Source organism: Pantoea conspicua (genome assembly GCF_002095315.1).
Taxonomy (GTDB): domain Bacteria; phylum Pseudomonadota; class Gammaproteobacteria; order Enterobacterales; family Enterobacteriaceae; genus Pantoea; species Pantoea conspicua.
Genome location: NZ_MLFN01000052.1, coordinates 19,277 through 30,432 on the forward strand (window position 1 = coordinate 19,277; position 11,156 = coordinate 30,432).

General features: G+C 57.4%; 10 protein-coding genes and 2 pseudogenes. 10 read left to right on the forward strand and 2 right to left on the reverse strand.

Going from position 1 to position 11,156, the window contains the following annotated elements; all coding sequences use genetic code 11:
* Positions 1-79: 79 nt before the first annotated feature.
* The 3 genes and pseudogenes from upp (at position 80) to hda (ending at position 2,957) form a co-directional block, all read left to right on the forward strand.
* Complete coding sequence (upp, locus tag HA41_RS15800; RefSeq protein WP_031375379.1) at positions 80-706, forward strand: uracil phosphoribosyltransferase; 627 nt, start codon at positions 80-82, stop codon at positions 704-706.
* 160 nt (positions 707-866) lie between these two features.
* Complete coding sequence (gene uraA, locus HA41_RS15805) at positions 867-2,150, forward strand: uracil permease (protein WP_094121586.1); 1,284 nt, start codon at positions 867-869, stop codon at positions 2,148-2,150.
* A 106-nt stretch (positions 2,151-2,256) separates the two neighbouring features.
* Positions 2,257-2,957 (forward strand): annotated as a pseudogene (hda, locus tag HA41_RS15810) (DnaA inactivator Hda).
* On the opposite strand, the gene arsC reads toward hda, so the two are convergent.
* Both arsC and bepA read right to left on the reverse strand, forming a co-directional pair.
* A complete protein-coding gene (gene arsC / locus HA41_RS15815) occupies positions 2,954-3,301 on the reverse strand; it encodes an arsenate reductase (glutaredoxin) (protein ID WP_094121587.1) in 348 nt (115 codons plus the stop codon). The pseudogene hda and the gene arsC sit on opposite strands and share 4 nt — an antisense overlap.
* A 29-nt stretch (positions 3,302-3,330) precedes the next feature.
* Entirely contained in the window at positions 3,331-4,794 is a 1,464-nt protein-coding gene (bepA, locus tag HA41_RS15820) for a beta-barrel assembly-enhancing protease (RefSeq protein ID WP_094121588.1), read from the reverse strand.
* A 756-nt stretch (positions 4,795-5,550) separates the two neighbouring features.
* Here bepA and HA41_RS15825 point away from each other — a divergent pair.
* From HA41_RS15825 to HA41_RS15855, 7 genes and pseudogenes are all read left to right on the forward strand, one after another.
* Positions 5,551-6,156, forward strand: coding sequence for a DsrE family protein (locus HA41_RS15825; RefSeq protein ID WP_094121589.1), 606 nt, complete (start codon positions 5,551-5,553; stop codon positions 6,154-6,156).
* Between the two features lie 36 nt (positions 6,157-6,192).
* Positions 6,193-6,801 carry a DsrE family protein gene (locus HA41_RS15830; RefSeq protein ID WP_094121590.1) on the forward strand — a complete coding sequence of 203 codons (609 nt, stop codon included), beginning with the start codon at positions 6,193-6,195 and terminating at the stop codon, positions 6,799-6,801.
* Positions 6,802-6,924: 123 nt separating this feature from the next.
* On the forward strand, positions 6,925-7,953 hold the full coding sequence (locus HA41_RS15835; RefSeq protein ID WP_094121591.1) for a LacI family DNA-binding transcriptional regulator: 1,029 nt from the start codon (positions 6,925-6,927) through the stop codon (positions 7,951-7,953).
* The gene (locus tag HA41_RS15840) at positions 7,937-8,959 is read left to right on the forward strand and encodes an ABC transporter substrate-binding protein (protein WP_094121592.1); all 1,023 of its coding nucleotides are present in this window, start codon (positions 7,937-7,939) and stop codon (positions 8,957-8,959) included. The genes HA41_RS15835 and HA41_RS15840 overlap by 17 nt, the downstream gene beginning before the upstream one ends.
* Positions 8,959-9,840 carry an ABC transporter permease gene (locus tag HA41_RS15845; RefSeq protein ID WP_094121593.1) on the forward strand — a complete coding sequence of 294 codons (882 nt, stop codon included), beginning with the start codon at positions 8,959-8,961 and terminating at the stop codon, positions 9,838-9,840. The genes HA41_RS15840 and HA41_RS15845 overlap by 1 nt, the downstream gene beginning before the upstream one ends.
* Positions 9,837-10,652: an ABC transporter permease gene (locus HA41_RS15850; protein ID WP_094121594.1), complete on the forward strand. Its 816-nt coding sequence runs from the start codon at positions 9,837-9,839 to the stop codon at positions 10,650-10,652. The genes HA41_RS15845 and HA41_RS15850 overlap by 4 nt, the downstream gene beginning before the upstream one ends.
* A pseudogene (locus HA41_RS15855) lies at positions 10,649-11,156 on the forward strand (ABC transporter ATP-binding protein); the annotation flags it as partial. The gene HA41_RS15850 and the pseudogene HA41_RS15855, both read left to right, overlap by 4 nt.

The window sequence follows — 11,156 nt, forward strand, 5'->3', positions numbered from 1 at the left end:
AAGGATAAGTGGCGCAGAGGCGAAAAGGCGGTATAATCCCGCGATTTTTTTTAGCTCAACTCACTCCGGGAGAACACCAATGAAGATCGTGGAAGTCAGACACCCGCTGGTCAAACATAAACTGGGCTTGATGCGTGAGCATGATATCAGTACCAAGCGTTTCCGCGAGCTGGCATCAGAAGTGGGCAGCCTGCTGACCTACGAAGCCACCGCCGACCTGGAAACCGAAAAAGTGACCATTGAGGGCTGGAATGGCCCGGTGCAGATCGATCAAATCAAAGGTAAAAAAATTACGGTAGTCCCGATTCTGCGTGCCGGTCTCGGCATGATGGAAGGCGTGCTGGAGCATGTTCCCAGCGCCCGCATCAGCGTGGTGGGCGTCTACCGCGATGAAGAAACCCTGGAGCCGGTCCCTTATTTCCAGAAGCTGGTCTCGAATATTGAAGAGCGTCTGGCGCTGGTGGTTGATCCGATGCTGGCGACCGGTGGCTCGATGATCGCCACTATCGACCTGCTGAAAAAAGCCGGTTGCAGCAGCATCAAAGTGCTGGTGCTGGTGGCGGCGCCAGAGGGGATTGCGGCGCTGGAAAAAGCGCATCCTGACGTCGAGCTCTATACTGCGTCAGTCGATCAGGGACTGAACGACAAAGGTTACATCATTCCCGGGCTCGGTGACGCCGGGGATAAGATTTTCGGAACCAAATAAATCGCATAGCCGGCCGGAGAGTCGGCTTTTTTTTGGCAAAAAAGCATCATCCCCAATCCGATAGCCTCTGCCGCGGGCGACAGATTCACGCATGCTGCGTGGATGTGCCTCGTCGCGGCTGTCAGCGCGGAAGGGGATGTATAACATAAGGGGATAAATGATGACTCGTCGCGCCATTGGCGTCAGTGAACGACCACCGTTACTGCAAACCATTCCACTCAGCCTGCAACATCTGTTCGCCATGTTTGGTGCCACGGTGCTGGTACCGATTCTGTTCCACATCAATCCGGCTACCGTGCTGTTATTCAACGGCGTCGGCACCCTGATCTATCTGTTTATCTGTAAGGGCAAAATTCCCGCCTATCTCGGTTCGAGCTTTGCTTTTATCTCGCCGGTGCTGCTGCTGTTGCCGCTGGGCTATGAGGTGGCACTGGGCGGATTTATTCTGTGCGGCGTGCTGTTCTGTTTCGTAGCGTTGATTGTGAAGCGGGCCGGTACCGGCTGGCTGGATGTCATGTTCCCGCCAGCGGCGATGGGTGCGATTGTTGCGGTGATCGGTCTGGAACTGGCGGGCGTCGCGGCGAACATGGCAGGTCTGCTGCCGGCTGAGGGCAGTGCGCCCGACAGCACCACGGTGATCATCTCGCTGGTCACGCTGGCAGTAACGGTGTTCGGATCGGTGCTGTTTCGTGGTTTCCTGGCGATTATCCCGATTCTGGTCGGGGTGGTGGCGGGTTATCTGCTCTCTGCATTTATGGGTATCGTTGACTGGAGCGGCGTGGTCAAAGCACCCTGGTTTGCGCTGCCAACTTTCTATACGCCGCGCTTTGAGTGGGTGGCGATGCTGACGATTCTGCCCGCGGCGCTGGTGGTGATTGCCGAGCACATCGGGCATCTGGTGGTCACCGCCAACATCGTGAAGAAAGATCTGATTCGCGACCCTGGCCTGCATCGTTCGATGTTCGCCAACGGCTTATCAACGGTGATCTCCGGCTTCTTTGGTTCAACGCCTAACACCACCTACGGTGAAAACATCGGGGTGATGGCGATTACCCGCGTCTACAGTACCTGGGTGATTGGCGGCGCGGCAATTCTGGCGATCCTGCTTTCCTGTGTCGGCAAACTGGCGGCGGTGATCCAGGCGATCCCGGTACCGGTAATGGGCGGCGTCTCGCTGCTGCTCTACGGCGTGATTGGCGCATCCGGTATCCGGGTGTTGATCGAATCCAAAGTGGATTACAACAAAGCGCAGAACCTGATCCTGACTTCGGTAATTCTGATCATCGGCGTCAGCGGCGCGAAGGTACATATCGGGGCGGCGGAGCTGAAAGGCATGGCGCTGGCCACCCTCGTTGGTGTGGGACTGGCGCTGATCTTCCGCGTGATTTCACTGCTACGCCCGGAAGAAGTGGTGCTGGAAGCTGAAGATCGTCAGGATTCCTGATCGTCGGCACGGGCATCAGATCGGGGCAGGGACGCTCCATTCATCTCTTTCTGAAAACTGTGGTAGACTTCCCCGGTTTTTTGCTTGTTCTCTTGCTGAGGTGCTTCTGAACACGCCGGCACAATTGTCATTGCCACTCTATTTGCCTGACGACGAAACCTTCGCCAGCTTCTGGCCGGGGGAGAACCCGTCGCTGATTGCCGCGCTGAAAGGTGCTCTCAACCAACAACATGGCAGCTATCTCTACTTCTGGTCGCGTGAAGGCGGTGGCCGAAGCCATTTGCTGCATGCGGCGTGCGCTGAAATGTCTGCACGCGGTGCCGCGGTCGGCTATGTGCCGCTGGATAAGCGTACCTGGTTCGTGCCGGAAGTGCTGGAAGGGATGGAGCAACTGTCACTGGTCTGCATCGACAATATCGAGTGCATCGCTGGCGAGCCGGATTGGGAGATGGCGATCTTTGATCTCTACAACCGCATTCTTGAAACCGGCAATACCCGCCTGTTTATTACCGGCGATCGTCCGCCCCGTCAGCTTAACCTGCAGTTGCCCGATCTGGCTTCGCGTCTCGACTGGGGCAGATTTATCGTCTGCAGCCGCTCTCCGACGAAGATAAACTGCAGGCGCTACAGCTGCGTGCCGGGTTACGCGGCTTTGAGCTGCCGGAAGATGTCGGCCGCTTTCTGCTGAAACGGCTCGATCGCGAAATGCGCACGCTGTTTGATACGCTGGATCGGCTCGATCGTGCCTCGATCAGCGCCCAGCGCAAACTGACCATACCTTTTGTCAAAGAGACGCTCGGCCTTTAAAGAATGTCGAGCACCGCTTCCGGCGGGCGGCCAATACGCGCCCGATCGCCATTAATCACGATGGGTCGCTCAATTAAAATGGGATGGTTTACCAGCGCGGCGATCAGCTCTGTCTCGCTTTGGCTCCCTTCTGCCAGCCCCAGCGTCTGATAAAGCGGCTCTTTGGTCCGCATCAGCTGGCGTGCGCTTTGCATCCCCAGCTTTTGCAGCAAAATGTGCAGCGTATCGTTCGCGGGTGGCGTCTGCAGATAGAGCACCACCTCCGGCTCAATACCGCGCCCCTGTAACAGCGCCAGCGTTTCACGGCTCTTACTGCAGCGCGGGTTGTGATAAATCGTCACCATTTCCGGCGATCTCCTCTGATTCCTGCCATTTAACCTTTCTGATATTGCTTAAAGCGCTGTTGTAACTGACGCAGCTGATCAATACGGGCATCGTAACGCGCCTGTTTCAGGCTGCCGAGCGGCACCTGGGCGCTGGCACTGCTCAGCGTAGTGATCGCCTGGTCCAGCTTGCCGTTGAGTGCCAGGCTTTCAGCGCGTGCTGACAGCTCTTCATCGTTCAAACCCTGCTGCGCTGAGGCCTGTGCCAGTAAATCCCAACCGTTGGGATCGTCCTTATTGTTCCAGGTATAGCGATTCAGGATCCGGCTGGCGTTGGCGGGCTGTTTCGCTTCAACGTAGGCGTTGGCCAGGTTGAGCTGCACCACCGGACTGTTCTTCGCGCCGGTGGCGGCGGTCAGCATAGCGATCGCCTGCTGCGGCTGATTCAGCCCGATATCAATATCCGACATGATATCAAGGAACCAGACATTGTCCGGCTGCTTCGCCAGCAGCGGGGTGATGATCCGCTTTGCATCGGCAAAGCTTTTGGCCTGCAAAAACTGCACGGCCTTGCCATATTGCGACGCCAGCTGCTCGCGCGCGTTGCCGCTGGCGTACTGGCTCAGCAGTTCATCGGTCAGCTGATTGCGGCCGGTTGAATACATCCCCAGCGCACGCATTTTCGCCAGATAGAAATCCTGCGTGGACTGGACCACTACCGGCCGCATCTGATTGGCGCGGTTACGGGCATCAGCCAGGCGGCTGTCGGGCAGCGGGTGCGTCAGCAAAATCTCCGGCGGCTTAGACGAGAAGCGGCTCTGGTCGGCCAGCTTCTGTAAGAAGTTCGGCATCGCCTGGGGATCAAAACCGGCGCGCTGCAGCACCTGAATCCCGATGCGATCCGCCTCCTGCTCGTTGCCCTGCGTGAAGCTGATAATGCCCTGCTGGGTGCCCGCCAGCGTCCCGGTCAGCGCCGCCATACCGGCCTGAGGATTGGCCATCGCCAGCAGGATTGAGCCGAGCGCGCCAACCCAGGTGAGCGGCGCATTGCGTTTCTGATCTTCCATCGCGCGTGCCAGATGGCGCTGGGTCACGTGCGAAATTTCATGCGCCATCACCGAGGCCAGCTGGCTCTCATTCTCGGTGAACCGGAACAGCGCAGAGTGCAGCACCACATTACCGCCAAAGAAGGCAAAGGCGTTAAGTTCGTCATTCTGGATCAGAAAGAAGTGGAACGGCGTCTTAACCGAGTCGGCGTGCGATACCAGCCGCTGGCCGAGCTGATTAATGTACTGATTCAGTAGCGGGTCGTTGATCAGGGGGGCGCTGGCGCGCAACTGGCGAACGTAGAAGTCGCCCATCTGTAATTCCTGATTAATCGACAGGGTCGAGCCCGCCGTAGTCCCCATGTCGGGCAGTGAATCGCTGACGTCAGCATAAGCCGGCGTCAGACTGGTCACTATCAGCGTCGGGAGCAGTGCGGCGATCAGCGTTTTCTTTAACCGGTTCAACATGCCTTAATCCTGTAAAGAGGTCCTGAGACGGGACAGGTGCGCAGCGGTAACATTCCGTTATTTCGCAGCTAATAGCGGTTCGTAACCATCTTAACCAGAGCATGATAAGAAAGAAATGGGGTTATCTGCGCAGAATGGTGAGTGATTTGTGCAAGATCGCCTTTTCTGACGAAAAAAATTGAATGTCTCAAAAACCTAAACCAGAGCTAAACGAAAAGAGGCGTGCCGCCTGCGCTAACGATAACTGACGGCTCTGTTTCCGCTTATTACTGTTTTCCCGATGCAGCGGCGTAAAATAAAGCAGTTTATGCTGAAGGCAATATTCGCCTGTTCATCTTATTAGTTTAAAGTTATGTAAAAACGCTCAAAAAAACTGAATGTGGCATGATTTTTTCCAGGTATTCTCCGAAAATAAAGGGTGTCCCGTCACTTTCTGCTCTACTTTTCGATAAAGGTATTAAATCGTTCTCAGTGAAAGTAAATCTTTTTTTCCACACTCCGATGGTCTTGAATTTATTTCTGTCTGCAGCATGCTGAATAAAAAAGTTGCGTTTATTAAGGGCCGTCTAATCCTGTTCTCCCGCCTGAGAATGATGAAACCTTTCTATTGATTCCGTGAATTCATTATTCCTGCCGTCGCGTAATATGCGCTGACCTGAATTTACTCAGGCGCTGAATGTTGATGCGCTGTGATATAGATATGGCCGCGATTCAGAATCAGGATCGATAACGCGTTATTTAGCGGAGAGGAGTGTTATGCGTTCAGCGGTTTCGTACGTATTAATCGCCATTATCGGCGGCGCGGTTGGCGCGGCTGTCACCCAAAGTGGCAATATTTATGACAAAGTGGCGCGTCATTTTTCAACCGATCCGCAGGAGCCGGCTGGTTTCTGGAGTACGCCAGCCATTGCGGGCTACGGCAAAATTCATTATGAAGCTGACGCAGCTTTTAAACCGGTGGCGGGGTTGAGCAATAAAATTGTTTTCCAGATTACCCGCAGTGACGGGGCCATGACCGCACCCAATCTGGGCCTGGAACGGGTCGCGCGGGTGGTGAACCTTTATATCGCCTCCGGCATTCCGGCTGACCAGCTTAAATTTGTGGTGTCAGTGACCGGCGACGCCACACCGGCGATGCTGGATAACGCCCATTTCAGGCAATTTTATGGCATCGATAACCCGAACCTGAAACTGATTGATGAGCTGAATAAAACCGGCGTGAAAGTGTCGGTCTGCGATCAGTCGGTGGCATTCCACCATTATCCCAATAACTGGATTGATAAATCGGTGGTGCATGCACTTTCCAGTCCGACCACGGTATCGACTCTGCAAAATCAGGGCTACGCGTGGCTGGCAATGTAATTAACGTCTTGTCTGAAAAATCAGGAGAAATAAGTCATGCGTCCAGCAGCCTTTATTGTGGTCGCCGCGGTGGCGGGTTTTATTGGGGGTAATGTTTTACAGTTGCCGGAATTGTTCGATAAGGTCAGCGGGAAAATGGCGGATAATAAAACGCAGCCGGCTGATTTCTGGAGTACGCCCGCCATTGATGGCTACGGAAAAATACATTATGTCGATACGCCCGCATTTAAACCAGGCACCACGCCAGGCCTGAGTAATAAAATTGTTTTCCAGATCAACCGCAGTGAAGGCGATATTCGTCAGCCCAATCTCGGTCTGGAACGGGTGGCTCGCGTGACCAACCTCTATTACGCTGCGGGCGTGCCGCTCAACCAGCTCAAATTTGTCGTTTCGATTAACAGCGATGCGGTGCCGGCTGCCTTAAATAATACCCAGTTTCATAAAGCCTACGGTGTCGACAACCCGAACCTTAAACTGATCGACGAACTGAAAAAAGCCGGTGTTGAGGTGTCGATTTGCGATCAGTCGGTGGCATTCCATCAGCTTGAGCGTGAATGGATCGATCCGAGAGTGACGCACACCCTCTCCAGCGGCACTACCGTCGCCACGTTGCAAAATGAAGGGTACGCTTTTCTGATGCTCTGATTCTTCCGGCGGCGGCAACGCCGCTGTCATCTTTCCGTCACCTCACCGCGATGCGCCTGTCATATCTCGCCGTTAGCTTACGCCTCAATGAGATCGATCTCATCGACGATAAACGAGGGCGTAATGACCGATTTAATCAGCGTGGCCAATCTGGCGGGTGTCTCCCGCGCCACTGCCGCTCGCGCCTTCTCTGATCCTCATCTGCTGAAACCCGACACGCTGCAAAAAGTGCTGGCGTCGTCGGCCGAGCTCGGGTTTCGCCCGAATCATATTGCCCGTCAGCTCCGCACCCAGCACTCCACCACGCTGGGCGTGTTGCTGCCTTCGCTGCTGAACCCGGTTTTTGCCCAGCAGCTTCAGGCGATGGAGCAACAGGCCCGGCGTGCCGGCTACGGTTTGCTGGTGGCGACCAGTGACTATCAGGCCGATCGGGAAGCGGCGATAGTCGAACATATGCTGCGCCAGCGCGTGGCGGGTCTGGTACTGACGGTGGCGGATGCCGACAGCAGTACGCTGTTACCGACGCTGGCGGCAGCAGAGATGCCGTTTGTCCTGACGCATAACGTGCCGCAGCAGCATGACTGGCCCTGCCTGTGTGTGGATAACCGACGAGCCATTGCCGAGGCGACCGGGCATCTGCTGGCGCTGGGCCACCGTCATATCGTGATGATCGCCGGGCCGATGCGTCAATCTGATCGGGCGCGCCAGCGCTATCTTGGCTATGGCGATGCCATGCGGCAGGCCGGTCTGATGGCGCATCCGGTCATCGAAATGCCGAGCCATACCCAATCTGATTTTCAGCCGCTGCTGCCGCTGATACACGCCGCATCGCCGCTGACGGCCGTGATTTGCAGCAACGATCTGCTGGCCATCAGCCTGATGGGGGCGGCTGCGCGTGCCGGTATCAGCGTGCCGCGCCAGCTCTCCGTGATGGGTTTCGACGGCATTGCACTGGGTGAACAGCTCTCGCCTTCACTGGCCAGTGTGGTGCAGCCGGGCGCGCTGCTGGGGACGCGCGCCATCGATCGGCTTTTACATCCTTCCTCCGGCGGCGGCACAGAGCGGCTGGAACATCATTTGCGGCTTGGGGAGAGTGTCGCCCCGGCATTTTATGGCTCAACTTCAGGGAAACATCATGCTACTCACGGTTAATATCAAACAGCTTTTCAGCGTCGCGCTGCTGGCGGGCTGCACGCTCACCAGTCACTGGGTCCAGGCGGCGGATAATGCCATCTGCTACAACTGCCCGCCCGAGTGGGCTGACTGGGGTACTCAGCTGAAAGCGATCGAAAAAGCGACCGGCATTCAGGTGCCGCAGGATAATAAAAATTCCGGTCAGGCGCTGGCGCAGCTGGTGGCTGAGAAAAACAATCCGGTTGCCGACGTGGTTTACTACGGTGTCAGCTTCGGCATCCAGGCAGCCGGTGCCGATGTGATCGCCGCCTATAAACCGTCCGGCTGGGATCAGATCCCGGCGGGGATGAAAGATCCGGCCGGTAAATGGGTGGCGCTGCACTCCGGGACGCTCGGCTTTATGGTCAATGTGGATGCGCTGGCTGGCGCGCCGGTGCCCCGTTCCTGGGACGATCTGCTGAAGCCGGAATATAAAGGCATGATTGGCTACCTCGATCCCGCCAGTGCTTTTGTCGGTTACGTGACGGCGGTGGCGGTGAATCAGGCCAAAGGCGGCAATCTGCAGGATTTCACTCCGGCGCTTAACTGGTTTAAAGCATTGCAGCGCAACCAGCCGATTGTGCCGAAACAGACCGCCTATGCCCGCCTGATTTCCGGCGAAATCCCGATTCTGCTCGACTACGACTTCAACGCCTATCGCGCCCGCTATAAAGATCACGCTAACGTCGAATTTGTTATTCCGCAGGAAGGCACGGTGACGGTGCCTTACGTCATCAGCCTGGTGAAAAACGCGCCGCATCCGGCGAACGGTAAAAAAGTGATCGACTATGTGCTCTCCGATCCCGGTCAGGCGATCTGGGCGAATGCATATCTGCGCCCGGTACGCCCGGCGGCGATGTCAGCAGAAGCCAAAAAACATTTTCTGCCGGACAGCGATTACGCCCGCGCCCATACCGTCGATTATCAGCAGATGGCCGATGCTCAGAAAGCCTTCTCAGCGCGTTACCTGAGTGAGATCCGCTGATGGCACTCGCTGAAACCGGCCACGCCTTAGCCCGTGTCGGCCGTGCTCGGGCGCGTGCCGGGCAGCCGGACGCGAACTGGCCGTGGATGTTGCTGCCTGCGCTGCTGTTCTTTGCTGCCTTCTGGCTGCTGCCGTTTGCCCGCCTGTTGCAAATCGGTATGACAGCCGATCGCAGCAGCCACCACAGCGGCTACTGGACGGTCATCAGCCAGCCGCAGTATCTGCAAAGCCTGTTTAATACCGTGCTGCTGTCGCTGGCGGTTACCCTGGTGACGCTGCTGATTGCCGCCGTGGTTGGCTGCTTTCTGGCGCGGCAGCGTTTTAACGGACGCGGCACGCTGCTGGCGCTGCTGACCTTTCCGCTGGCCTTTCCCGGCGTGGTGGTGGGGTTTCTGGTGGTGATGCTGGCGGGACGGCAGGGTGTGCTGGCGCAACTCAGTCTTAGCCTGGTGGGGGAGCGCTGGGTGCTTGCTTACTCGCTGAGCGGGCTGTTTATTGGCTACCTTTACTTCTCGCTGCCACGGGCCATCGTCACGCTGGTGGCGGCCAGTGAAAAGCTGGATCGCTCACTGGAAGAGGCGGCCCGTTCACTGGGTGCCAGCCAGTGGCGCATCATCCTTGATGTGATTATTCCGGGTCTGAAACCGGCGCTGCTCTCCTGCGGTGCGCTCTGTTTCGCCACCAGCATGGGCGCCTTTGGCACCGCATTTACTCTCGGGACGCAGCTGGCGGTGCTGCCGCTGACCATCTACGGCGAGTTCACTAATTACGCCAATTTCGCCACCGCCGCCGCGCTCTCGGTGGTGATGGGAGCGGTCGCCTGGCTGGGCCTGATGCTGGCACGCTGGCTGACCGCCAGCCGCGAGGAACGCACATCATGAAGCGCCGGGGGCTGTTTTATCTGCAGATCTCCATCACCAGCCTGACCGCGCTGTTTATGATCGTGCCAGTGCTGTTATCGATGCTGGCGGGCGTGACGCAAAACTATTTTGTCGGCCTGCGCAGTGGCCTGACGCTGAAGTGGGTGGCGCAGGTGTGGCAGATGTATGCCGATACCTTCTGGCTGTCACTGCTGATCGCGCTGAGCTGTTTAGCGCTGACGGTGGTGATCGGGGTACCGGCAGCCTGGGGCCTGCTGAAGTCGCCCTCACGCTGGGCGGCGCGGATTGAAGAGTGTCTGATGCTGCCGGTGGCGCTGCCCGGTCTGGCGACCGCGCTGGGTATTATTCTGCTGTATGGCCAGTTCAGTAGCCTGCGTGACAGCTGGCTGTTCATCCTGATTGGTCATGTGCTGTTCACGCTGCCGTTTATGATCCGACCGGTGCTGGCGGTGATGCAGGCGATTCAGCTACCGCGCCTGGAAGAGGCCGCCGCCAGCCTCGGGGCCGGTTTCTGGCACCGTTTCTTTACCGTGGTGGTTCCCAACTGCCGCAACGGCATCCTGGCTGGCGCTTTTATGGTGATTACCCTGTCGGTCGGGGAGTTCAACATTACCTGGATGCTGCACACCCCGCTGACCAAAACGCTGCCGGTCGGACTGGCGGACAGCTACGCCTCGATGCGGCTGGAAGTCGGGTCCGCTTATACCCTGATTTTTATTCTGATGATTTTACCGCTGCTGCTGTTGCTCAATGCCTGTAATCACTGGCTGGAACGACAAACCCGGCGGCAGCAACGTGAGGAGCAAGCATGAACGAGGCGGTAAACGTAACGCTGCGCGGCTGTTCGCGCCGCTTTAATCAACATGTGGCGCTGCATCCGCTCGATATGCAGGTGCAGGCGGGTGAAACGCTGGTGCTACTCGGTCCGTCGGGCTGCGGCAAAACCACGACATTGCGCATCATCAGCGGGCTGGAGAGCAGCGATCGGCCGGGCGAAGTCTGGTTTGATCAGCGCAACGTGACCAATTTGCCGATTGAGAAACGCAATGTTGGCATGGTGTTCCAGAACTACGCGCTGTTTCCCACGCTCAACGTGGCGCAGAACGTCGCCTATGGCCTGAAGGTGCAGGGCGTGCCGCGCACCGAGCGTGAGGCGCGGGTGGCGGAGATGCTGGCGCTGGTGGATTTGACGCATCTGGCGCAGCGCGGGATTGATAAATTGTCCGGCGGGCAGAAGCAGCGGGTGGCGCTGGCGCGTGCGCTGGCCGCCCGACCCCAAAGTGTTGCTGTTCGATGAGCCGCTGGCGGCGCTCGAC

What these genes read in the sequence shown, in the direction of transcription:
- HA41_RS15840 (WP_094121592.1), top strand. Translation starts at nt 7,937, where the DNA reads ATGCTACTCACGGTTAATATCAAACAGCTTTTCAGCGTCGCGCTGCTG.
- bepA (WP_094121588.1), bottom strand. Translation starts at nt 4,794, where the DNA reads ATGTTGAACCGGTTAAAGAAAACGCTGATCGCCGCACTGCTCCCGACG.
- arsC (WP_094121587.1), bottom strand. Translation starts at nt 3,301, where the DNA reads ATGGTGACGATTTATCACAACCCGCGCTGCAGTAAGAGCCGTGAAACG.
- HA41_RS15835 (WP_094121591.1), top strand. Translation starts at nt 6,925, where the DNA reads ATGACCGATTTAATCAGCGTGGCCAATCTGGCGGGTGTCTCCCGCGCC.
- HA41_RS15825 (WP_094121589.1), top strand. Translation starts at nt 5,551, where the DNA reads ATGCGTTCAGCGGTTTCGTACGTATTAATCGCCATTATCGGCGGCGCG.
- HA41_RS15850 (WP_094121594.1), top strand. Translation starts at nt 9,837, where the DNA reads ATGAAGCGCCGGGGGCTGTTTTATCTGCAGATCTCCATCACCAGCCTG.
- uraA (WP_094121586.1), top strand. Translation starts at nt 867, where the DNA reads ATGACTCGTCGCGCCATTGGCGTCAGTGAACGACCACCGTTACTGCAA.
- HA41_RS15845 (WP_094121593.1), top strand. Translation starts at nt 8,959, where the DNA reads ATGGCACTCGCTGAAACCGGCCACGCCTTAGCCCGTGTCGGCCGTGCT.
- upp (WP_031375379.1), top strand. Translation starts at nt 80, where the DNA reads ATGAAGATCGTGGAAGTCAGACACCCGCTGGTCAAACATAAACTGGGC.
- HA41_RS15830 (WP_094121590.1), top strand. Translation starts at nt 6,193, where the DNA reads ATGCGTCCAGCAGCCTTTATTGTGGTCGCCGCGGTGGCGGGTTTTATT.